The 23,125-nt window shown below is 60.9% G+C and carries 24 protein-coding genes and 1 tRNA gene; 20 read left to right on the top strand and 5 right to left on the bottom strand.

Annotated elements, in window-relative coordinates; genetic code table 11:
* Window position 1 precedes the first annotated feature (1 nt).
* The 3 genes from WC683_11470 to WC683_11460 all read left to right on the top strand — a co-directional run bounded on the left by WC683_11470 (window position 2) and on the right by WC683_11460 (window position 3,626).
* The gene (locus tag WC683_11470) at window positions 2–910 is read left to right on the top strand and encodes a L,D-transpeptidase (protein MFA4973225.1); all 909 of its coding nucleotides are present in this window, start codon (window positions 2–4) and stop codon (window positions 908–910) included.
* Between the two features lie 17 nt (window positions 911–927).
* Window positions 928–3,216 carry a S8 family serine peptidase gene (locus WC683_11465; GenBank protein MFA4973224.1) on the top strand — a complete coding sequence of 763 codons (2,289 nt, stop codon included), beginning with the start codon at window positions 928–930 and terminating at the stop codon, window positions 3,214–3,216.
* Window positions 3,217–3,359: 143 nt separating this feature from the next.
* Window positions 3,360–3,626, top strand: coding sequence for a hypothetical protein (locus WC683_11460; GenBank protein ID MFA4973223.1), 267 nt, complete (start codon window positions 3,360–3,362; stop codon window positions 3,624–3,626).
* Between the two features lie 10 nt (window positions 3,627–3,636).
* Here WC683_11460 and WC683_11455 read toward each other — a convergent pair whose 3' ends face one another.
* The 4 genes from WC683_11455 to WC683_11440 are packed head-to-tail and all read right to left on the bottom strand — an operon-like array spanning window position 3,637 to window position 7,490.
* Window positions 3,637–4,263 carry a DUF4340 domain-containing protein gene (locus WC683_11455; protein MFA4973222.1) on the bottom strand — a complete coding sequence of 209 codons (627 nt, stop codon included), beginning with the start codon at window positions 4,261–4,263 and terminating at the stop codon, window positions 3,637–3,639.
* Window positions 4,260–5,840 (bottom strand): GldG family protein, encoded by a 1,581-nt coding sequence (locus tag WC683_11450; GenBank protein ID MFA4973221.1) that lies wholly within the window; start codon window positions 5,838–5,840, stop codon window positions 4,260–4,262. Before WC683_11450 ends, WC683_11455 begins: the two co-directional genes overlap by 4 nt.
* Before the next feature lies 1 nt (window position 5,841).
* The gene (locus tag WC683_11445) at window positions 5,842–6,558 is read right to left on the bottom strand and encodes an ABC transporter permease (protein MFA4973220.1); all 717 of its coding nucleotides are present in this window, start codon (window positions 6,556–6,558) and stop codon (window positions 5,842–5,844) included.
* Window positions 6,555–7,490: an ATP-binding cassette domain-containing protein gene (locus WC683_11440; GenBank protein MFA4973219.1), complete on the bottom strand. Its 936-nt coding sequence runs from the start codon at window positions 7,488–7,490 to the stop codon at window positions 6,555–6,557. Before WC683_11440 ends, WC683_11445 begins: the two co-directional genes overlap by 4 nt.
* 67 nt (window positions 7,491–7,557) lie before the next feature.
* Between WC683_11440 and WC683_11435 the strand changes: the two genes are divergently transcribed.
* The 17 genes from WC683_11435 (at window position 7,558) to WC683_11355 (ending at window position 22,282) form a co-directional block, all read left to right on the top strand.
* Window positions 7,558–8,565 (top strand): deaminase, encoded by a 1,008-nt coding sequence (locus WC683_11435; protein MFA4973218.1) that lies wholly within the window; start codon window positions 7,558–7,560, stop codon window positions 8,563–8,565.
* A gap of 2 nt (window positions 8,566–8,567) precedes the next feature.
* Window positions 8,568–10,253: a hypothetical protein gene (locus WC683_11430; protein ID MFA4973217.1), complete on the top strand. Its 1,686-nt coding sequence runs from the start codon at window positions 8,568–8,570 to the stop codon at window positions 10,251–10,253.
* A 4-nt stretch (window positions 10,254–10,257) separates the two neighbouring features.
* Window positions 10,258–10,617, top strand: coding sequence for a preQ(1) synthase (queF, locus tag WC683_11425; protein ID MFA4973216.1), 360 nt, complete (start codon window positions 10,258–10,260; stop codon window positions 10,615–10,617).
* Window positions 10,618–10,667: 50 nt separating this feature from the next.
* On the top strand, window positions 10,668–11,144 hold the full coding sequence (locus WC683_11420) for a hypothetical protein (protein ID MFA4973215.1): 477 nt from the start codon (window positions 10,668–10,670) through the stop codon (window positions 11,142–11,144).
* 62 nt (window positions 11,145–11,206) lie between these two features.
* Window positions 11,207–11,279: transfer RNA gene (locus WC683_11415), tRNA-Arg, on the top strand.
* A 20-nt stretch (window positions 11,280–11,299) separates the two neighbouring features.
* Window positions 11,300–12,178: a phosphoribosylaminoimidazolesuccinocarboxamide synthase gene (locus tag WC683_11410; protein ID MFA4973214.1), complete on the top strand. Its 879-nt coding sequence runs from the start codon at window positions 11,300–11,302 to the stop codon at window positions 12,176–12,178.
* 44 nt (window positions 12,179–12,222) lie between these two features.
* A complete protein-coding gene (locus WC683_11405; GenBank protein MFA4973213.1) occupies window positions 12,223–13,377 on the top strand; it encodes a DUF362 domain-containing protein in 1,155 nt (384 codons plus the stop codon).
* Window positions 13,374–13,826, top strand: a complete 453-nt coding sequence (locus WC683_11400; GenBank protein MFA4973212.1) for a TIGR00725 family protein — start codon at window positions 13,374–13,376, stop codon at window positions 13,824–13,826. The genes WC683_11405 and WC683_11400 overlap by 4 nt, the downstream gene beginning before the upstream one ends.
* Window positions 13,823–14,371 (top strand): thermonuclease family protein, encoded by a 549-nt coding sequence (locus WC683_11395; GenBank protein ID MFA4973211.1) that lies wholly within the window; start codon window positions 13,823–13,825, stop codon window positions 14,369–14,371. Before WC683_11400 ends, WC683_11395 begins: the two co-directional genes overlap by 4 nt.
* On the top strand, window positions 14,341–15,168 hold the full coding sequence (locus WC683_11390; GenBank protein MFA4973210.1) for an arylamine N-acetyltransferase: 828 nt from the start codon (window positions 14,341–14,343) through the stop codon (window positions 15,166–15,168). Before WC683_11395 ends, WC683_11390 begins: the two co-directional genes overlap by 31 nt.
* The gene (locus WC683_11385; protein ID MFA4973209.1) at window positions 15,150–15,677 is read left to right on the top strand and encodes a DUF4416 family protein; all 528 of its coding nucleotides are present in this window, start codon (window positions 15,150–15,152) and stop codon (window positions 15,675–15,677) included. Before WC683_11390 ends, WC683_11385 begins: the two co-directional genes overlap by 19 nt.
* Before the next feature lie 186 nt (window positions 15,678–15,863).
* Window positions 15,864–17,681, top strand: coding sequence for a hypothetical protein (locus WC683_11380; protein MFA4973208.1), 1,818 nt, complete (start codon window positions 15,864–15,866; stop codon window positions 17,679–17,681).
* Window positions 17,682–17,814: 133 nt separating this feature from the next.
* A complete protein-coding gene (locus WC683_11375) occupies window positions 17,815–18,426 on the top strand; it encodes a hypothetical protein (protein MFA4973207.1) in 612 nt (203 codons plus the stop codon).
* Between the two features lie 12 nt (window positions 18,427–18,438).
* Window positions 18,439–19,473: an LPP20 family lipoprotein gene (locus WC683_11370; GenBank protein MFA4973206.1), complete on the top strand. Its 1,035-nt coding sequence runs from the start codon at window positions 18,439–18,441 to the stop codon at window positions 19,471–19,473.
* Window positions 19,474–19,482: 9 nt separating this feature from the next.
* Window positions 19,483–20,085, top strand: coding sequence for a penicillin-binding protein activator LpoB (gene lpoB / locus WC683_11365; protein MFA4973205.1), 603 nt, complete (start codon window positions 19,483–19,485; stop codon window positions 20,083–20,085).
* 1 nt (window position 20,086) lies between these two features.
* Window positions 20,087–21,958, top strand: coding sequence for a hypothetical protein (locus tag WC683_11360; protein ID MFA4973204.1), 1,872 nt, complete (start codon window positions 20,087–20,089; stop codon window positions 21,956–21,958).
* Between the two features lie 54 nt (window positions 21,959–22,012).
* Window positions 22,013–22,282, top strand: a complete 270-nt coding sequence (locus WC683_11355; GenBank protein ID MFA4973203.1) for a hypothetical protein — start codon at window positions 22,013–22,015, stop codon at window positions 22,280–22,282.
* A 6-nt stretch (window positions 22,283–22,288) separates the two neighbouring features.
* Here WC683_11355 and WC683_11350 read toward each other — a convergent pair.
* On the bottom strand, window positions 22,289–23,125 hold an 837-nt coding region (locus tag WC683_11350; protein ID MFA4973202.1), incomplete at its 5' end, for a hypothetical protein.

The raw sequence follows: 23,125 nt of genomic DNA, 5'->3' as shown, positions 1-23,125 counted from the left end.
CGTGATACTAAAGGGAAGAGACATCTCAGATGAGTTCATTCTAGCGGCGGCCATGTTCGCTGTCATGGCCTTTGCCGCGGCGCTCGCATTCCATTACAAGCCTTCTTCGACGCAGGGGCCGAAGGGGGAGATGAAGGTGACCGGCGTCGAGGCCGCCGGGGAAACGCCGGAGAGTTTTTGCAAGGATGCCGGGGAGATCCTGATAGAGGTCAACATACCGGCCACGGAGCTCACGCTCTACGAAGACGGCATCCCCAAATTCCGAAGGAGGGTGGCCATAGGGCAGGGGGTGTATCCCACGCCGGAGCAGGCGACCGCGATAAAGGGCGCGGAGTGGAATCCGTGGTGGTACCCGCCGGACGCGCCGTGGGCAAAGGGCGAGAAACCGACGCCCCCCGGCCCGGGGAACCCGATGGGGCTGGCCAAGATGGCACTGTCCAGGGAGATCCTCTTTCACGGCACCAACAAGCCCTGGTCCGTGGGCAGGCCGGCCTCGCACGGCTGCATGAGGATGCACAATCGCGACGTGACGGACATGGCGTGGTATCTTCAGCAGAGGTTTTCATCCCAATGCGATCCCGCGCTCAGGGAGCAATACGAGAAACAGGGGTGGAAGACCTTCACCGTGAAATTCGACAGGCCGGTTCCGGTGCATGTGGTGTACAGGCCGGTGCTGGCGAGGGAGGGGAAGCTCGCTTTCTTCAAGGACCACTACAACCGGGTGGCGGGGAAAAGAGAGGCTGCGATATTGACGGAGCTCATCAGGGCGGGCTACGACATAGAGGGCTTGGACGAGGATGAGGTGAAGGCGCTCTCCGAGAGATGGCCTCTGGAGGAGCTGGTGGATATCAGGACGCTCATGAGGGAAAAGTCGATCGTCGATTTTATAGACGTTCCCGAATGCAGCTGATCAATGGGGGCACTATGATGCGCACGATAAAAATCTTTGCCTATGCGGCAGCGCTCGCGATCTTCACGCTCGTTTTCTCGCATGCCGCGATCGCCGGCGAGATGGACCTCATGATGCGCAGGATGTCGAAATCCGTATCGTCGGGCGCTCAGACCTCGTGGTCAAAGGCTGCGGTGAGAGAGGGCGGGACGATCTTCATCCCGTGTCTCGTCCGCACCAAAGATGCGCTCGCGACGATCGCGGCGATAGAGGACATGGGCGGCCGCGCAACTGCGATAAAGGTCAGGTCCGGCGACGGGTCGACGCTGGCGGCGCATATACCGCCCGACTTCGCCGAGGCGCTCGCTGCGCGCGAGGAGGTCGTCGTCGTGGAGGCGGCCGCGCCGCTCTCCAGCAAGATGGAGACGGCCCGCACGGCGACCAACACCGTGGCCGTCCAGGACGGGAGCGCCCTCGGCGTGGCGTACGACGGGACCAACGTGATCGTGGGCGTCGTGGACGACGGCCTCGACTACGGGCATCCGGATTTCACGACCGCGATCGGAAAGAACAGGGTCCAATACTTAAGGCAGACCGTCGCGGGCGGGGCCGTAGAGTGCACGCACACCGCGATACAGGCTGGGACCTGCACGATAGAGGACGGGGGGCAGGGCACGACCCACGGCACGCACGTCACCGGGATAGCCGCGAGCGGCGATTCCACTTACACCGGGCTCGCCCCCAACGCGGACATCATGTTTGTCTTCAATTCCGCCACCGACGCCAGCACCAGCAACGCGGGCTCCACATCCCTTGCCACCGCCGTGATCGAGGGGGTCTCCGCGATCTTCACCAAGGCGGACGTTATGGACAAGCCGTGCGTCGTGAACTTGAGCCTCGGCACTTCGCTCGGCGCGCACGACGGGACCTCGCTGCTCGAGCAGGGGCTCACGGAACTGACATCCGCAGCACCCGGGAGGATAGTGGTGGGCGCCGCGGGCAACGAGCAGGTGACTCCGGCTGCGCAGCCGGAAGCCCGCCGCGATTACGTTGGCGGCATACACGCCTCCATCGACGTTCCGGCCGGCGAGAGCAGGGGATACAGGATAGGCATATGGAGCGGGGCGACCGCGGCCGCGACATACGTCGGCGGCACGCTCGCCGACGTATGGCTGAGCACGGGGCAATCCGGCGCCTGTTCCATCGCGGCTTTCGCATACACGCAGGGCCGCGAGACGTATGATTTCACCTTCCCTGGGCTCGCCACGACCGACGACGCGTCGTTCGGCACGGCCGACATCACGTTCTCAGTCGACTCGTCGAACGCCAACGTGGCCTCGGACGCGGTCTCCACCGTCAGCATCGACGTGGATTCATCGGACATCAGGAACGAAAAGCCGCATGCGACCGTGATCTTCTCGCCGAACAGCGGCATCCTGTCCGACGATCTCGAGACGCGGTGGTTCGACGTGGTGATCCGCGCCACGAGTGCCGCGTGCACGGGCAACATGTGGCTCTACTATGACCACGTGTCCGTGCACGACTTCCTCAAGGGGATGGCGGGCGCAGGCCACGATGTTGGCGCAGGCGCCACCTACACCGGCTACAATCTCGGCGACGGGGACAGCCTCTACACGGCCACGATCCCTTCCACCGCGGTCGGCGTGATCTCCGCCGGCAGCTGGATGCAGGAGAAGCCGGTAGGCTCCGGCGTGAGCGAGTGGACCGGCGACAACGGAGTCACCTACGATCAGTCCGACCTCTCAGCCCCCGGCGGCACGGGCTCGGTGACAAACGATGTCTCGGGGTTCTCGAGCCTTGGTCCTACGGCGGACGGGCGCACCAAGCCGGACGTGGTGACGCCGGGCGAGCCCGTCATCTCCAGCAAGGCCACTGATTCGTACGTCTCCAGCTCGATCAAGGTCGGCGAGACCCACTTCAAGAACGCCGGCACTTCCATGGCGTCGCCGCACCTGGCCGGCATCGTGGCGCTCCTGCTCCAGCGCAACAATACGCTCTCGGTCGATCAGGTGAGGACGGCGCTTCAGGCAGGGGCCTTGACCTCGGGCATGACGGTGAAGACGCCGGATCCTGCGAACACCTGGGGCGCGGGCAAGGTGAACGGCGTGAGCATCATGGAGTCCGTGGGTGAGGACACCTCCGCGTACCACGGCACCGGCGACCTCGACGGCGGCGGGGGCGATGGCGGCTGCGAGCTCTCCACAGCCGGGACAGCGGACGGGGCCAGTTGCATAATTATGTTTGGCCTGCCTGTGCTGCTCATCTTTTTCCTCTTTTTCCGCAAAAAACATATAAAATACAATTAGTTATTAAGGTTTTTGCGGTATTTTTAGCCTTTCTTTATCAATAAAATCACCAAAATTTATGTAAAAAATCCTTGCAATTATACGGCTTGGTGCATATTCATTCAGCTTAATGGCATAATTTTTCATACTGAAAGGAGAGGGAGATGGGCGAATTATATGATGGAAGAGTGACCTGTGTGAATGCGACCAAGAATTACTATTCGGTGAGTGCGGACAAGCGCACGGTCGCCGACGGTGAGAAGAAAATCCCCGCTGCAGGCGAGAGCACCTACACCAGCGAGCCGAGCTTGCTTGACGAATTTATCTGCTTTCTGTCCGGCATGGCATATACCGGGGGCAGCGGGTTCGATGCGAACGGACAGTGCCAGGTCAAGGGCAAGCTCATAGAGAGGAACATGCGCATGAGGTGATGCGCATCAGCTAGGGAGAACCCTCCGCGGGATTTTTTTGTGTCTCCTGTGCGAGCCAGTCGGAGGCGACGGGCGAGAAGAGTCCGACCAGCGCTCGGTCCACCAGATACACCTTGTCTTCATTCGAGCGGCGGACGTACGTGCTGCCGTAGTCGGGCCCATTCTTGCCTATCACGACCTCCGCGATCTCATCGCCGCCCTTGTCCAACAGCAGGACGTTGACGCCGGTGTTCTTCACCTGGAAGAGCTCCTGATTGTCCGGGTTCTGGGATACCACAATTCCTTTATTGAGACCTCCGAAACCCCCGAGCGCGTGGGAGACCCTGGCCCTCTCGGCGGGCTTCCACTCCTCCTCCGGGAGATCCTTTCCCTCTTTCTCATACAGCTCTTTCTTCATGGGGCTGATCCGCTCCGTCACCTTCCAGTCCTCTCCCTCGCGCTCGAGGGCCGCGGCCTCGAGCAGCTGCGTCACCTCGATGCGCGCCACGAGCGCGCTGTCGAATTCGGGTATGAACGTGTCGCGCGAGGCGTCGTCCACCCTTGGCATGTCAGGGTTCTCGATGAAGAGCACAACGATCGCGGCGGCGACGGCGATCGCGAGATAGATGAGAGGGCGCTTGTCCTTGATGATCTTCATGAGGCCTTGCGAAACCTGGTTTCGATCTTTTTTCTGCGCCTGCGTCGGAGGATCACGGTCCCCACGCCTATGGCGCCTATCGCCATCGGCCCGATAGCCAGGTTGACGTATCTCAAGAGGGATTTTGCCGCGTCGGGCAACAGGGCGATGGGCCTGCGCGCGCCTTCGCGCGAGCGGATCCCCATCAGGGAATCACTCATGGAAAGCCAGTCCAGCGCATTCTGGAAGAGGTCGGCGTTCTGCGGGAATTTCATGAGGACCTTGTCCATGATCCAGTGTGAGGACCCTGTCACGAATATCGCGGCTTCGTTTCCGCCCTCCGCGAGCACCGCCGCCCCCTTTGGCGCGGTCTTCCCTGTGCCGGAGAAATAGCTCTTGAAGGGCCCTTTCAGGAGCGCTGCGATCGCGTGCTTCGAGCGCGCCGCTTTGGCGAGGTTATCTGTCGCGAATCTCGGCTCCAGGCTTGCGCCCGACACGGGTATTGCGGCCGACTTGTCCGTGCTCCTTGCGATCCATGCGTCCGCATCCTCTTGTGCGAGCGAGAGCGGCGAGGTCCACGGGAACACGGCTGACTGCAGGTTTACGGTGACAGGGCTTTCCCTGTTGAAGCCGGAGTCGATCACCTCGGGCCAGAATGCGTACGGGATGTGATACGTCACGGGGCCGCCGGTGAAGGCCGCGGTCGCGTTCGACTCGTCGAGCAGAAGCTCGTCTTCGATCGTGGCGCCGTAATGGGCGATGAGGTCGAATGCGTCGCTCGCCACGGGGGAGATGTCGAGTTTGGCGCCCACGTCGCTCCGGTCGATGAGCGCCATCAGCCTGCCTCCCTTGACGATGTACTGGTCCAGGGCGAAGAGGTCGGCTTCGCCCAGCGTCCTGGGCGAGACGAGCAAGACGGCGCGAAGCTCCGCAGGATCGAGATCAACGAGCTCGCCTTTGCCTGCTTGCCGGTAGGCAGGGCCTATATCGACCACGTCGTAGCGTCGCGAGAGCGCGTCGCGTATCAGCGCGTAAGGGGAGACCTCATCCTCGCCATTTCTTCCCTCCCACCATCCTATGCGCGTGAGTTTGTCCGTGGAGACCTTGAGGATGGATTCCGCGAGCTCGTATTCGAGGTTGGCTGCGCTGTGGACCACGGGGAGGACCTCCTGCTTGTCTCCGTAGAGCACGGCGATGCCGAGGTATATCTTCGCGACCTCGACCTTGTCGCCCTCGTAGACGTTCAGCTGCACGGGCATGATCCCCATGAGCGCCGCCTTCTGCTCGTCCATGGCGCTTGCCGCGGGGTCTATGTGTTCGACGTTGATCCTGGCGCCTGCGGAATCCTTGAGTTCGGAGAGCAGATCGTCCACTTCGCGCCTGAGCCCCAGCATCGCAGGCGGAACCTTCTCGGAGAAGTAGACTCGCACGGTCAACACGTCGTTCAAATTCCGGACTATCGCCCTGGTGGATTTCGAGAGGGTGTAGACTCCGTTCTGGGTGAGGTCGAGGCGCAGCGGATGCCTTGAAGCCAGGTAGTTGGCCAGCGCCAGCACTATCGCGGCGGTTAAGAATATTGTGATCGAGGTCCTCTTCATCTTATCGCCTCGCCCTGGAGCCTACGATCTTAAAGTTGAGATATATGAACAGAGTCATGAACGACAGATAGTAGATGACGTCCCTGGAGTCTATCACGCCCCTGGACAGGGAGACGAAATGCGTGCCCAGCCCCAGGTACGCCACGATCTTGCTCCAAGGCGTCCCGGCGGTCCCGATGACGAAGGAAGTCCCTATTATGAGCATGATGAAGATCGTCGCCACGCCTCCGATGAACGCGATGATCTGGCTGTCGGTGAACGAGGAGACGAGGAGCCCGAGCGAGACGTACGCTCCGGCCAGCAGGAGCGCGCCGGCGTATCCTCCGACCACCGGGCCCCAGTCCATATTGCCTATGAGCGCGACCGTGAGCGCGGCCGGCAGCGTGAGCGCCAGCGCGGTGGCGATGAGCGAGAGGCTGGCCAGGAATTTCCCGATCACTATCTCGATGTCGCGCACAGGCAAGGTCAGGATGATCTCGAGGGTCCCCTGCCTGCGCTCCTCCGCCCATTTCCCCATCGTGACGCACGGGACGAAGAAGAGGAATATCCACGGCAGCATGTCGTAGAGCTCGCGCATGCTGGCCTCGCCCATGATGAAGAACCCGCGGAAGAAGAGCCAGTTCACCGCAACGAGGAAGACCGTGAGGTAGACGTAGGCGATGGGGCTTGTGAAGTAGGCCCTGTATTCGCGCCATGCGATCGTCAAAGTGTTGTTCATAATTTTTGCGTCAACTCCCTGAAAACCGTTTCCAGCGATGCGCTGTTTCTCATCAGCTCGGAGAGGGTGATGCCGTTGTCCGCCGCCCAGCGGAATATCTCTTCGGAGCGGTCCTTGCCGTCCTCGCTGTCGAGCGAGAGCCTCTGCCTCTCGTCCGCGGGACTGGAGAGCCATTCGTGGAACGAGACGCCGGAGAGCTTGGCGAGCTCGTTCACTATCCTCTCGCGGCTGGCGCGCGCGGCTATGGTGTACTGCGATCGGCCGGCAGGGGAGCTCATGAGCTCTTCGATGGTGCCCTGTCCCACTATGCGGCCGGCGTTTATTATTATCGCCCTCGAGCAGGTCGCTTCGACCTCCTGCATTATATGTGTGGAGAGCACTACCGTGCGTTCGCGTCCGATCTCTCGGATGAGCGACCGGATCTCGGCGATCTGGTTCGGGTCGAGCCCTGACGTGGGCTCGTCGAGGATAAGTATCTCTGGCCTGTGGAGCATGGCTGCGGCTAGGCCCACGCGCTGGCGAAAGCCTTTGGACAGGTGGCCCACGCTGCGGCCGGAGACTTGGGAGAGTCCGCAGGTCTCGACCACTTCGGAGATCCTCCGTGTGCGCTCCGCGCCGGCCATGCCCCTGAGCTTCCCCACGTAGTCCAGATGCTCGATCACCTCGAGGTCGGTGTACAGGGGGGCGTTTTCAGGCAGATATCCGATGCGCCTGCGCGCCTCGATCGCGTCCTCGCCCACCTCTATGCCTGCGATTGTGGCGAAGCCGCTGTTCGGGGCGAGAAAACCGGTCACTATCCGCATGGTCGTGGTCTTGCCTGCGCCGTTGGGGCCGAGCAGGCCCACGACCTCGCCGCGGGCGATCTCGAAGCTTATGTCGTCGAGCGCCCGGACATGGCCGAAATGCTTCTTTATGTGTTCCACGACGATCATGGCGGACGAATTCTAGACAAGGCTTACCGGTTGTCAAGCACGTCTCTTTCTGATAGATCGGCCGTCCATGATCATAGGGCTCACAGGGAAGAACTGTTCGGGCAAGGGAGAGGTGGCGCGCTTCCTCACCGACAGCGGCTACGAGTATCACTCGCTCTCGGATATCCTGCGCGACGAGCTCACGGACCGCGGCAAGAAGGTCACGCGCGAGGCGCTCATCGAGATCGGCAACGAGATGAGGGCCGCCCACGGGGCCGGCGCGCTGGCCGAGAGGACGCTGGCGAAGCTGTCGCCCGAGGCGCATGCGATCGTGGACTCCATAAGGAACCCGTTCGAGGTGGAGGTGCTCAGGCGCCGCCGCGATTTTCATCTGATATCCATCGAGGCGGACCCCGAGGTGCGTTTCGCGCGCATGAAATCGCGCGGCCGCGAGAGCGACCCCTCCACGTACGAGCAGTTTTTGGAGTACGAGGCGCGCGAGGCGTCGACGCCCGATCCGACCACGCAGCAGCTCAATCGCACCGCGGCCATGGCGGACGCGGTCGTCTTCAACAACGGCACGGTCGATGAGCTCAAGGAGCAGGTGCGCCAGGTGGTCCAGGCTCTCGCCGCGGACAGCAAGCGCCTCTCGTGGGACGAGTACTTCATGAACATCGCCAAGGTCGTAGCCCTGCGCGGGAACTGCATCAAGCGCAAGATCGCGGCCGTGATCGTGAGAGACCGCCGCATCATATCCACGGGCTACAACGGCACTCCGCGCGGGATCAAAAACTGCAACGAGGGCGGCTGTCCGCGCTGCAACCGCTTCGGCGCCTCGGGCGAGAAACTGGACGAATGCCTCTGCTCTCACGCCGAGGAGAACGCCATCGTCCAGGCCGCGTACCACGGGGTCTCCATCAAGGGCGGCACGATCTACACCACCTATTCGCCGTGCCTCATCTGCACCAAGATGATCATCAACTCCGGGCTTGCGGAGGTAGTCTACGACAAGGCCTACACCATCGCCGAGGTGCCGCTGCGGCTCCTCTCCGAGGCGGGCGTGATCGCCCGGCAGGTGGACGCGCCGATCAAATAATTATGGGATTTCGCAAATTAATCACGGCCGCGGTCATAATCCTGTTCTCGGCCCTCTTCTTCACCTGCAAGACGACCACTGACGACAACGGCGGCGGTGGAGGGGGCGGCGCCGGCGTGGACGACGACATCTGCGGCGGTGCGACCATGGGCTGCATACAGGGCAGCGTAGTCGACGAGAGCGATGTGGGCATCACCGTCGGCGCCACGGTCACCCTCGACGGCGCACTCATCGCCACCGCCAATACCCAGGGTTGGTACACGGCGTCGGGTATCGAGGCGGCCTCCCGGGTGTTCTGCTTCAACGCAACGGGCTACGTGGAGAAGTGCCGCGAGATACTCGTCATAGCCAAGTCTCTGACGCCGATCACGCCCACGGTCCTAGCCGCCCGCGGCGAGCCGGTGGCGGTCCCTGACGCTGAGACGGGCGGAGAGGCTCTGGACCCCGCGAACACCGGCTCCAGTCTCACGTTCGATGCGAGCGAGTTGTGCGACGCGAGCGGCGTGGCGGTCTCAGGCACGATCAACTGCTCGTTCACGCCCATCGACGTCTCTGCGGTCGAGATGCCGGACGAGGCGCCCAATTCGTTCCTCTCGCTCAAGGTCGATGGCCTCACCAGGGGCATATCGGTGTCGAGCGCGCTCATGGAGATATATTGCGATCAGAACGGGGTGCCCCTCTCCGTGTGCGCGGGCAAGACGGTTACGGTGCGCATCCCCGTCTACGGCGCTTCGTCTGAGTGTCAGGCGAAACCGGCTTCCCTGCCGGGCTGGAGGTTTGCAACCGACACCGCCGAATGGAACGAATACAACACGGGCCAGTTTACGAAAAATTGCGGGGGCACGCCGCCGGGTGTTGCGGGCGCGAACCAGTATTATCAGGGCGAGGTCGACCACATAAGCTGGATTCACGCCGGGGAATTCAAACAGAGCGCCTGCCTCACCGGCAACGTCTCCGGCGAGCCGGTGGAGATCGCGGGCAATCTGGTCACCGCCGGCTGCATAGGCGCAGGATGGAGGACGGAGTCGCAGATAGCGGAGGCGGGAAACTTCTGCGTGCCGGCACCCGTGGGGCTGGGCTACACATGCAGGGTCGGCGACAGCACTCGATGGATAGAGGTCGCCGACTACATCACAGGGACGTCGCCCGACGTGAACGTCTCGTTTCCCGTGGACTCGTGCCCTGCCAACGGCTGCTACTCCATCGGCGATTTCGTGTTCGACAGCCCGCTTCTCACCACGACCCTCACCTGGGGCAAGGATCCTCGCGACATAGACAGCCACACGCGCAGCGAGAACGTCCACATCTTCTATAACGACCAGGGCGCGCTCGCCACCGCTCCGTACATAGCTCTTGATACGGACGACCGCTTCTCTTACGGCCCGGAGGTCACGACCGTTATGCCCGCCGTGTTCGACGGCTTATACTGCTTCTACGTTCCGAAATTCGCCGGCGACGGGCTGATCAATCAGGAGAGCGTGGACCTGGAGGGCAACCCGGTGAGGGCCGTCGTGTCGGTGCAGGGCGCTGGCATAGGCAAGACCTTCGAGATCCCGTCGGCGAACCCCAACTCCTACGAGTACTGGCGGATTTACACCGTGGAGTTCGAGGGGGGGCTCATAAAGGAAGGGACGTTCACCGAGTACAACGATCTGGTGGCCACGGAGCCGGAGAGCTGCATCTGGTAAAAATATGCCTACTGAGCCTTCAAAAGAACTGGCGGTGTTTCCCAATCCGAACTCCGAGCGTCCCTACGAGATCGAGATGGATTGCCCGGAGTTCACCTGCCTCTGCCCCATGACCGGGCAGCCGGACTTCGCCCGCATCATTATAAGATATGTCCCCGCGAAGCTCTGTGTGGAGCTCAAGTCTCTGAAATTGTACCTGTGGAGCTATCGCGACGAGGGCGCATACCACGAGGCGGTGACCAACCAAATCCTCAACGATATCGTGGCGAAGATATCGCCGCGCTGGATCGAGGTGAAGGCGCATTTCAACGTCAGGGGCGGGATCGCCACAACGGTCACCGCGGCCTACGGAAACCGTGATTGACAGAAGATTCCGCAGGGCTTAAAACTGAAAAAACTGACAAAGGAGGGGGTATGAAGAGGATCGCGATCGTTGCAATGCTGCTTTGCATGGCTTCCTTTATCGGCTGCGGAGGAAGCAGCAGCACGGACTGCACTGCTGCGGAAGAAGCGGCCATCCGGTCATTCGATTCGTTTGGAACGATAATAGAGGATGCGACGATTCAACAGTGCATCACCCAGGTTCAAACCGATTGCCCCTGCCCGGTCTCGGGCAACGTGGTGGTGGATCTTGCGGAGAGCACGCTTACCTGGACAACCTGCACTGCCGCCGATAGTTCGGTATTTACCGGCACTATGACGGCGTCGGCTGATCTCACGACGTTTACGGTGAACATGACGACTTTCGGCGAGTGCACCAATGTCGTGAGCACGGGGATTACTCCGAATACCTGTGGAGGTCAGATCACAGCGGTCTGCGGTGGCCAGAATTTGACCTGCACGCTTGTGGAGGATGCGACGGGAGGCTGTACGCTCGAATGCACCTGCTGATGGCGTATGATTTTTGTGGAACCTTCAAGGCCCCTGCTGTATAGCGCAGGGGCCTTTAGTTTGCGCCATTAGCTCAGTGGATAGAGCACCTGGCTTCGAACCAGGGGGTCGGGGGTTCGAGTCCCTCATGGCGCGCAGAGATAAAGGAGATCCATATGGCAGACGTGCTCGTGAAGACCGAGATTCCGGGTTTGAAACTCAAGGCGCGAGGCAAGGTCCGCGACATCTACGATCTGGGCGACGAGCTGCTCATCATCGCCACCGACCGCATCTCCACCTTCGACGTTGTGCTGCCGACTCCTATCCCGCGCAAGGGAGAGATACTCACGAACATGTCGCGATTTTGGTTCGATCGCACCCGCTCCATCATTCCAAACCACGTGAGCGGGCGCACGCTCTCGGACGTGGTCAAGGACAAGGAATGGGTGCACAGGATAGGCGAGCGCGCCATGGTGGTGAAGAAGGCCTGCTCCCTGCCGGTCGAGGCGATCGTGCGCGGCTACATCTCCGGCTCCGGCTGGAAGGACTATCAGAGGACGGGCGCGATCTGCGGCATGGAACTGCCGAAGGGGCTCAAGGAGTCGGACAAGCTTCCTGAGACCATATTCACTCCATCCACAAAGGCGGAGATCGGGCTGCACGACGAGAATATCTCATTTGAAAAGGCCGCAAAGCTCATAGGCCGCGATCTGGCAGGGCGCGTTCGCGACGTATCGATCCGCATCTACGAGGAGTCTGCGGCCTACGCGCGCGAGCGCGGGATCATCATCGCGGACACCAAGTTCGAGTTCGGCATCCTGGGCGATAAGCTCATCCTCATCGATGAGGTCCTCACCCCGGACTCCTCGCGTTTCTGGCCCGTGGCCGGCTATGCCCCGGGGCGCGCGCAGCCATCCTTCGACAAGCAGTACGTGCGCGACTGGCTCGTGGCCAGCGGCTGGGACAAAAAGCCGCCCGCGCCCGAGCTCCCGCCCGAAGTGGTGGCAAAGACCGCCGAGAAATACTCCGAGGCCCTCAGACTTCTCACCTCCTAGTTGATCGCTTGTATTCTGCGATGCAGCAGGGCATTATCGGGCGCATGCAGCACAAAGTGGCGTTCATAGGGCAGAGGGATTACGAGCCGATCTCTCTGGAGGCCTCTATCCGCAGGGCGATCGACGCAGCCGGGTTCGATCTCGCGGCGGTGCGCGGAAAGAGAGTTTTGCTCAAGCCCAACATGCTCGGCGCGTTCGCGGTCTCGATGGCGACGACCACGCATCCCGAGTTCGTCGCTGCAGCCGGCAGGATATTCAAGAAGGCCGGAGCAGAGGTGTGGGTGGGCGACAGCTCGAACGGCGTGCATCCGAGGGATCAGGTCTGGGAGGTCACGGGCATCAGGGAGGCCTGCAGGCGCGAGGGGCTGATAGAGAAACCCTTCGAAGCGGCGGGCAGCGATGAGCGCGCGGGCTTCCTCATATCAAAGGTCCCCCTGGCCGCCGACGTCATCGTGAATCTTCCCAAGCTCAAGACCCACAGCCTCACGGTGATGACGCTGGCCGTGAAAAACATGTACGGCTGCATATGCGGGCTTCAGAAGTCGGCGCTTCACGCGAAGAACCCGAAGCCGTACGAGTTCTCAGAGATGTGCGTCAGGCTCGCGGAGGCCGTGAAGCCAGCGCTCAGCATCATAGACGGCGTGGTAGCGATGGAGGGCAACGGTCCCTCGGGCGGGCCCCTCAAGAATCTCGGAGTCATAGCCGCCGGCGTAAACATGCACGCGGTGGACTGGGCATGCTGCGTGCTCGTGGGAGTGGCGCCCATGGAGGTGGACACCGTCAGGGCCGCGGTCTCTCTGGGGTTATGGCGCGAGTGCGACGGAGCCGCCGCAGTGGGAGACCCGATCGACGCGCTGAGGCCGGCCGGTTTCCTTTTGCCGGCGACCTACGTCAGGGGGGTGCGCGACTGGCGGATATCCCACTTCGTCACGAGGATCATATGGAAACGCCTGAAGGCGGAGCCGAGTATATCGCGCGCAAGGTGTCTCCTCTGCGGGCTGTGCGTCCGATCGTGCCCCGTGGCGGCGATAGACTGGCCCGACGAGTCACGCGCGCCGAAGATAGCGAAGCGCAGGTGCATAGAGTGTTTCTGCTGCCACGAGGCGTGCCCGCACAAGGCGATTGACATAAGGCGGAGCATCCCTCTTAGGATATGGCGCGCGCTTGCGGACAAAAGACTGGATGCGGAGGGAAGATGAGAAAGACGATAATCGGGGTGATCGGCGGGTCGAAGGCATCCCTCAAGGAAGCCGAGATAGCTGAGAGGGTCGGCGAGCTCATCGGGAGGCGTGGCTGGGTGCTGGTGACCGGAGGGCTCTCCGGCGTGATGGAGGCGGCGAGCAAGGGCGCGTCCAAGGCCGGGGGGACGGTGGTGGGCGTCGTGCCGCACGCGGACGCCTCTTCGGCGAACCGCTACGTCGACATATCGATCGCGACCAACATGGGTTACGCCAGGAACGCCATCATCGCCCACACGGCGCAGGCCGTGATCGCGATCGGCGGCGCGTACGGCACCCTCTCCGAGATCGCCATGTCTCGCGCAGCGGGGAAACCGGTCATCGGCATAGGGACCTGGGAGATAAAGGGAGTGACGGCGGTCGTTGATGCGGACGCGGCGCTCGACGAGTGCGAGAGGATATTCGCATGAAGCGATCCTTCAAAATTATTTTCTGCTCGGCCTTGACGTCGGCATTCCTGCTCGTCTCTCTTCCAGCCTACGCAGCCGCGAAAAAGAAGGGGCCTTACAGGAAGCTCGACGTCGCGGAGTGCCCGATCTCGAAGATCGATTTCGACGACGGCGACACGTTCGAATGCAGGGGCGAGGATATCCGCATGCTGGGAGTCGATGCTCCCGAGATAAGCCACCCGAGGCACGGGATAGCAAAGGACCAGGAAGGCGGGAGGGATGCCGCGGGGTTCACGGAGGATGCGATCAAAAAAGCGGGCCGCGTGCTGATCGTCAGGTCAGGCAAAGACCGGTACGGCCGAACCCTGGCGCACGTGCTGCTCGACGGGGAGCTGCTCGGCGCAAAGCTCATCAAGGCCGGTCTTGCGTACGAAAGCATATCCCACTTCGGCGACAACGGCATGCCCGAGTTCGCCCTGCAGATACTCGAGGCCGCAAAGGTTTCTCCCAAGCCATCCTTCGAAGAGCCGTACAAGTGGAGAAAGAAGCATCAAAAAAAATCATGATCCGCGGCGACTACAGCGACACGGCGCGGGAGTTCCTGAGGCTCGTCGGCGCGCGCGAGGCCGGGGCGGATTTGGCGCATCTCGCGGCATTGGCGCATGAGTTCGCGAGGCTCCCGTACGAGAACTTCACCAAGGTCCTGCGCGCTGCGGAGTTTTCAGACTTTGAAGAGCGCATCCGAACGCCGGAGATCGTTCTCAAGGATCATCTCGAGCTCGGCGCCGGCGGGACGTGTTTCTCGCTCACGCACTTCTTCAGGCAGGTCCTCTCCTTCAGCGGATTCGATATCTATCCCGTGCTCTGCGACCGCTCCTACGGAGCGGATACGCACTGTGCGCTCGTGGTCCGCATGGGGCGCGACAAGTTTCTCGTGGACCCGGGCTATCTGATGCAGGAGCCGCTGTTGATCCCCGAGAGCGGCGAGTCGGTCCAGCGCGGTCAGTTGGGTGCGCAGAGGCTGGTGCGCCTCGGCGCATCGAGCCAGCTCATGCTCATCTCGGAGCGCGACGGCGCGCGGAAGATAAGGTACAGGCTGCGCGATCAGCCGGTCTCGGACGAGGTGTTCCGCGGCCGCTGGATGGACTCGTTCGACTGGCCCATGATGAGGCATCTGTGCGTATCGCGGCTCACCGGCGAGGGTCAGCTTTACATGCGCGATGGAAGGATGCGGCTCGTGCGCGAAGGGGAAAAGAACCATGTGCGCCTCGATGCGGGTTTCGCCGCAGAGGTCGAGCGGAGCTTCGGCATCGACCGTCGCCTCGTGTCCATGGCGCACGACGCATGGAAAGGATTGCGATGAACAGCCTCGTAAAACCTATCGCAGGTTTGCTCACGTCGCGCACCGATCTCATCGAAGGCGTGCTCGAGATGATGGAGCCGCTCTTCGGCGAGCCCGACATCAGAGGCGATTGGCAAGCCTTCAGTCACACGAATTATTACGAACCCGAGATGGGACCCGATCTCTCGCGCTGCTTTGTCTCGTTTTCAAAGCTCATGCCCGGGGAGGCTGCGGCCGGATTCAAACAGTTCACGCAGGAGGTGGAATACCGCTTCGCAGTCAAGGGCAGGAGGATTGTCAACATCGACCCGGGCTATCTGGACTCCTCCAAGCTCGTGCTCGTCTCCGGAAAACACGGCGGCCACAAAGTGGCGCTGGCGCCCGGCGCATACGCGGACGTGCTGCTCTGGTACAACAAGGGATGGGAGCCGCTGCCCTGGGCCTTCCCGGACTTTCGCGACCGCTCGCTCTTTTCGCTCTTCACCAGGATGCGGAGCTCCTTCAAGACCCAGATTAAAGCTGTCGGATAATTTGACAGATAGTCAATTTTTTGGCGATTAAGAGTATATTTATACCCTGCCGAAATCAGTCCTGGTTGTAATATCTAATAATATCAATATGTTAATAGGATACATTGGCTGAGCCTCTTGGCACGATTAGTGCTTATTTGTGTATATGGATTAGATGGTTACATATTTTATCGACGGGAGGTCATTATGACCAGGGCCATTTGTCTGGATCGGAGCTATTGCCTGAAGACGCTCCTGATCTTCCTTTTCTCCGCAGGTCTCGTCCTTTTTGCGTCCGGCTGCAGGATGGGCGGCGCAATCACGTTCCCGGATGCCGAGAGTGAAGGGGAAGATGGGGGCGGAGGGACGAGCGGCGGCACCGTGATCGCGATCGCGTCGACGGACTCCTCTGACATGGGAGGGAGGGGGATCGTCGTCGAATTCGACGAGGCGGTGGATGAGTCATTGTTCGAGGCCTCTGTCGCCGATGAGGAAGGCAATGACCTGAGGATAAACAACACGTTCCGGTCCACCAACGGAAAGAGGTACACCATCTACGGGGCATTCCCGTATTGCGCCAACCTCAACGTCACTGTTCGAAGTTCACCGAACGTCGTGGCCATGAGATCGAACCCGTATGATTTTGACGGGAGTCAATACTGCACTGCGGATTATCCGGTGCGATACAAATACACGGACAAAGACGGCAAGGAACACTATTACTCCTTTGTCCTGAACGGCGAGAGTATCATAGCTTCAAAGGGTGTCTTGATTGATCCGTATGATTTCGTTGACAGCCTCTGGAATATCGACGCCGGGTCAACGGCTTTCACCATGAGCGATATGATCACGAACATGGACGGGTCGGGAAAGGTGGGTTTCTCAGCGTATCGCAGCAGCGGTTTGGCGTCTATTGTTACCGAGGCCACCATGGCTGAGATGACCGCTCTATCGGCGTTCTCCGGCACCGGTTATCTTTCTGAGAGCGGCAAGGAGTGCGTGGTAGTCTCGGCCCAGGATATCGGCGATGTGGACGGAGACGGGATCAACGATATCTCAATGAATGAAGTATGCGAGCCGATGAAGGGCTCCTCCTATTACGTCGTGAGCATCATAAAAGGTCAGTTGCCGCTGATCGTGGGCATGGTGCCCACGGAGGTTTCGGCGGCTGCGGCCGAGCAGGGGATCATAGGCTATGTGTCCGATGCGCCTTCGTACAGCATGGCGAATATCGCACCCGAGGTGGCGGACGTGAACGGCGATGGGCTCGGCGATATCGTTGCCGTGGCCACGAATGCGGATCTGGTGGGCAGTCGCGAAACGCCCACGACTAAAACGGTATATTCATCCGAGCTGCTCGTTTACCCCGGCACTGCGAACCTCTCCGGGATGCTCGATGCGCCGACGGTTGCGATCGGCATGAACACCTATATGCGCATATTCAATACGGTCAATACGGCGGACGTCAATGCCGACGGCATCAGCGATATAGTCGCGACCGACGGGCTGGTGGTGTTTGACGAGCTCGATATCTACACTCTGAATTATCCGAAGATCTACATCTTCTTCGGCAGGGCGGAATGGCCGGCCGGTCTCACGCAGGCCGATGCCGACGTGACGATTGAAAAGTGGAATTCGTATCAGGGGTTGACCGTTCGTTCGGGCGGGGATCTCAACGCAGATGGAAATGAGGACCTTTTGATCAATGCCTCGTACCTGGATGAGGTTGGTGAGAAAGAGTACAAATTCTTCATCATGTATGGGCGCGACACTTGGGCCAAGTTCTATGCGCTTGAGCGGGACTATGACGTCAGCATAGGAAACGATAAAACTTATACTTTGCTCGATTTCAGCAGGGTCCCGGTTGGCGACGTCGACAACGACGGCTATGATGACCTGATTTTCATGGCGGGCGATAGCTATTATTTCTTTTTCAGGGGGGTCGATCTGGCCGGACAGCTCACGCCGTCCGATGCATACACTTATATTCTGATCACAAGTTCTGACAAACCGCCTGCCCAGTAATGAACCGATTTGTTTGTGTCTGTTTTTATCGGCCCCGGGGGTTCTCCCCGGGGCCATTTTTTGGCCTATTTACACGCTTCATCGCATTTACTATCGTGACGCCCTGAATCCGAACGCAATCCAGGGGGGCGCCATGAAAAAGAACCATCTTCGCATTATTGTTTTGGTCCTCGCGTGCGTTGCGCTGGCAGGCGCATGCGCAAAGGACGATTCGCACTGGGGGCAGAACCTCGACCCGGACGGCAAGTGGTGGAAGAAGGAGGGGCAGTCCTGGGACCGAAAGAGCAATATCTTCATGACGATCGGCTATTCCAACCCTGACTGGACCGAGAAGTACGACCTCAGGCAGAGCGCGGATCTCAACGCCCGCTCCCAGGTGGCCTCGTTCATGGGGAGTCTGGTAGGCAACTACATGGAGGAGGTCCGATCGCGCAACTTCTCCATCTCCCAGAGCGTGGTGGAGGCGAGCTCCAAGCAGACGGTGGAGGGCTCGGTCATAGTCTCCAGGTACTGCAAAAAAGGGGGCAAGTATAAGGGGTGTCAGTCGCTCGCCAAGGTGGACTTGAGCCGATTCTTCGCTGCGATCGAAAAGGACTTTGCCGATGATATGACGCGCGACCTGAGGAAGAGCGCGAAGAAGAGCGGAGATATAGACAGGGAGATTAAGGAAAAGGTTGAGAAGACGATCGACGAGCTGAAGCAGGCGGAAGAGGAGAGCGTGGAGAAGACGCTTGAAAAACCGTGATCGGAGGGAGTCATGAGGCGTATCGTCTATATTTCAGCCGCACTGATGTTCATCTTTTCGGTTTCAACGGCTTGGGCGAAATCAGGACCGGATTGGATCGGCGGCAGTTCGAAGAAATACCCTGAACCGCGCTATTTCATCGGCTTGGGCTCGACTCCTCTCGACAAGGGCGGCAAGGGTCAGCAGATGGAGTGGGCCGGCGACAGCGCGCGCGCCGAGATCGCGAAGACGATTCGCTCCGAGGTAAAGGTGACCACGCGCTCCGAGCGCGCGGTCGGCGGAGCCTCGGGCGCAAAATCCACGCAGACGGACGTCGTGACCGCGACCGCCAAACAGGTCCTCGATGGCGTGGAGATAAAGGAATACTACAAGGATAAGAAGGATCGCATCCTCTACGCGCTCGCCGTGCTTGACCGCTACGAAGCTTCCAAGAATCTGGAGAAGCGCGCTCAGCGCATAAAGCAGGACCTCGCGTCCGAGGTCGATGCTGCCGGCGATGCGCGCGACAAGGGCAGGCAGCTCTCCGTGATATCGCATTACGACCGGGCGCTCGCCATGGCCGGCGAGATCACCCAGATCGAAGAGCTGCTCTCCATACTCAAGCCGGGAGGCGCCTACTCGCTCATGGAGGCCCCTTACCACGAGTCCACGCTGCGCGAGGCGATTCGCAGGACGAGGGAGCAGATCAGGTTCACGGTGGCGATCGAGGGGCCGGCCGCCAAGGTGCGCGGCTATGTGATAAACGGCTTGAATCGCGCAGGGTATGTGACGACGGCTGCCGGAGAAAAAACGTATGAGCTCAAGGGCGTCACCGACGTCACGTACAAGGGCTCGATCGATATGGGCAAGGACATGATCATGCAGATCTATCAGGCCGATCTGGACCTCGCGATATTCGATCCGGCGTCCGGCGAGGAGGTCTCGACGCTCACCTGGTCTGCAAGCGCTAACGCGAAGAGCGAGGCAATGGCGGAGAAGTCGGCCGTGCGCGCGCTTGGCGAGTACGTGGAGCGCACGATAGCCGAGAAGATGGGAAACCTTTTATAGGAGGCGAAGATGAAGGCAAAATCAGCTGCGATAATTCTTGTCGCCATGGCGCTGTGCCTCGGGTCGTGCGCCACGAAGAAGGTCTATACCGAGGGCAAGTACATCGATCCGGGAGAGGTGTGGCTCATCTCGGACAAGTTCGTGGAGGCCGACCTGCAGGTGATTGCGGAGAGGCTGGCCAAGTCCATGCTCTCTAGCGAGCTCATGGCCACGCAGGACAAGAAGCCGGCGGTAATCGTGAGCCTCTTCAGCAACGGGACCGATGAGCACATCGACATGCTCTCGCTCACCAACATGATCCGCCAGCGCCTGCTCGACTCGGGCCAGGTGCGTTTCCTCAACGAGAGGCTGCGCAAGCAGATCGCCGGCGAGCTGGAATACCAGGGCTCGGGCTACGTGAGCCCGGAGACGGCGAAGCAGAAGGGCCGCCAGATCGGCGCCGACTGGATGCTCTCGGGCCACATCGCGGCGATAAAGCAGCCGGTGGGACGCAAGGAGATCGTCTATTACAAGACCACGATGGAGATAACTGATCTCGAAACATCGGAGATCATCTGGGCGGACGAGCTCGAGATCAAGAAGAAGTTCACGAAGAAGCGCGTCACGATATAATATGCGCACCGCTTCCCTTCGCGAAAATCCGCGCTCGTTCGGTCTGGTGCCGGCATTTCTGATCGCGATGTCCCTCTGTTCCTGCGCCTCCACGTACAACTCCAAGGCCGGGGCGGCGCACGCGGCGCTCTTCCGCGGCGACTACGATAAGGCTGCGGAGCTCATCGACAAGGTGGAACCCTCTTCCCGCGACAGGCTCCTGCATCTCATGGACAGGGGCATGATCCTGCACGCGGCGGGCCGCTTCGATGAGAGCAACCGCGCGCTCGCCGAGGCGGAGGAGCTTTCGAACGCGTACGAGCCGAAGAGCATCTCGCGCGAGACCTCCGCAACTCTGTGGAGCGAGGAGGCGGTAAATTACTCCGGCGACAGGCACGAGAAGGTCCTCATCCCGGTGATCCGGATGCTCAACTATATCCTGCTCGATCAATGGGACGAGGCGCTGGTGGAGGTGAGGCGCATCGAGAACGTCTCTGAACGCGTCTACGGCAAATCAGGCGGCCCGCCCAACGCGTTCGCGACCTACCTCTCCGCCGTCGTCTGGGAGGCGATGGGGCACATAGGCGACGCGCTCATAGACTACAGGCGAACCGGCAAGCTGGACAAGGACCTCCCTTACTATGGCCTGGACCTGAAGTATTCCGCCTCCAGGAGCGGGCTTGCGTCTGCGCTGCCTTCTTCCGAGAGCGGCGCATGGAAGGCCTCGGAGAACTACCGCAGGCAGAAGGGCGAGATAGTGGTGATCGTCGAGGCGGGCAGATCCCCTGAATACGTTTCAGAGTCGGTCACCACGGGCCTCGTATCAGTGCAGCTGCCTACCGTCGTCGCCTGGCCCGGCGGCGCACGGGATGCGAAGGTCTTCATAGACGACGTTGAGGCCGGCTCCACCCACTCGTTCTACGGCATCGGAGGCGACATACTCGAGGCTCTGGCCGAGCGGCAGAAGCGCAGCTTTGTTCGGAAGGCGGTCAAGTCCGCGTTGCAGACCGGACTGTACGTTGCAGGGGCGGAGCTGGCAAAAGAGGACGAGGTGGAGGCGCAGATCGCGGGCATAGCCCTCATATTCCTGGGCATCTCGATGTCGGCCGCCGAAAAGGCGGACGAGCGGAGCTGGCGCAGCCTTCCGTCGGACTTCGGAGTCGGCAGATTTTTCGTGAAGCCGGGCAAACACGACGTGCGGATCGTGGCCGAGGGCGGCGAGGTCGTGACCGAACTCTCCGTGGATGTCCCCTCCGGGCAACCCCGGGCGATCCTGGCCAGGCTCTACGGCAGCGGGCTGCGAAGGGAAAAGATAGAGAGGGCCGAGCCGAGGGAGACGGCGGAGGCGCGGAAGCGCGCGGCGAAGATCGAGGGCGAGCTCGCGGCCGCCCCCGGCGACGGCAGGCTTTTGATCGATCTTGCGTACGCCAGGATGGAGTCGGGCGACTTTGCGGTGGACGGCCTCCTGACCAGAGGCATGAAGGCGGGCGGCGACAAATACAGGGCCACGCAGGGCCTGGTGATATCCAACGCCGTGCGCGGGGATCTCGGCGCCGCCAGGTCATGGGCTGAGAAGGGCGGGCATGCGAAATACGCCCGCTGCCTTTCGATCGCCGGCATGGGGAAGGGCAAGGAAAACTCGGGGCTCGCGCCTGTGAAAGAGAAGGGGCTCGTCCCTGCGTTCGACTGGTTCCTCGCGGGTCTGGTCCGCGAAAAAAAGCGCGAATACGGCAAGGCATCCTCTGATTTTGCCGCCGCCTACAGGCTCGGGCTCAGGGGCGAAGAGGTGGAGAAGAAGGTGATGCAGAGTTTCCGCAAGGCGGACGAATCGTTCAAGGGCTCTGAAGAGGGCAGGGCGGTGATGGAGGAATTTGCAGAGGGGCTGATACAATAGCTTGAAAACAGTCCCGACAGGTGCGATATCAATGCAGAGGTATCGGAGGATGACATGAAGATAAGAGAGATCGCAGCCGCGGCCGCAATCGCAGCCATGCTCCTGCCGGCGTCTTCCGCCTTTGCGCAGTGGCAAGAGGACGAGGAGCAGCAGAGGATCGAGGATCAGCAGAGGGAGGATGTCCTCTATCAGGGCTCCGAGGTCGGCACCCACGACGAGAACATACACATGCCCAAGAAGAGAAGGTGGCAGCCGCCTCCTCCTCCGGAGGAGGGAAAGTATAAGACCCCTGCGGAGGAGATCGAGGGGACCTCGACGGAATGACGCGGTCTAGAAGTAGAACAGCACGTTCGTGAACACCGCGTTCCCTTCGGATGCGCCGGTCCCCTGATAGGTGGTGCGCAGGTAATTATATTCCAGACCGATAACGAACTGTTCGTGCGGCTTGAACATGAGATTGGCAAATCCCATCTGGTTTCTCTTCACCCATCCTGCCGGGACCTCCGAGCCCTTGGCGTCGTCGACTCCGTAACCCACATTGGTCTCGAGCCACTTGAGCCAGTTGCTCTTTATCTGCCCCCACCCTGATATCGAGCGTTGCCTTCGGTTGTCCTGGCTGATGGAGAGCGCGGTGCCCAGGCTGTAGCCGTACTGGAACTCGGCCGACGGCCTGAAGAATTTGTGGACCGGGACCTCGAGGCTTGCGGCGACGCCCCAGTTGTTAACGTCCGACGCCCCCGCGGTCGCATTGTTGTGCCTGGCGTAGAGGCCTGAGATGTAGGCCCACAGCTTTCCCGCGGGCAGCTTGTGATAGTAGCCGAACGAACCCTCCATCATCGGCACGCAGGTCGTGTTCCCGCTGTCGTTGAACGTCATCACGTTGGACGGCAGGTTGGCGCTGGCGGCCAACTCCATGCCGCTCCCTTCGCCGATTCCGTGCATATAGGTGGCGCGGATCTGCGGCCTCCTGAAACCGAGGTTCCCCTGGGTCCAGAGGTTTGAGCCTATGTTGAGGGTGGCGGTGTTGAGCGGCGAGAAGAGTTCCCATTCCTGGCCCACGAGCACTCGCCAGTGCGTCTGGCCGATCCCAGCGTACGCCCTGCGGAGCCTGGGCGCGATCGAGCCTATGCTCATGTTCGTGCCGCTGAAGAAGTCCATCTCTATGCG

This window comes from bacterium, from assembly GCA_041648665.1.
Taxonomy (GTDB): domain Bacteria; phylum UBA10199; class UBA10199; order 2-02-FULL-44-16; family JAAZCA01; genus JAFGMW01.
The sequence above is the reverse complement of the archived record's forward strand: the minus strand, read 5'-3'. Positions and strand labels throughout refer to the sequence as shown.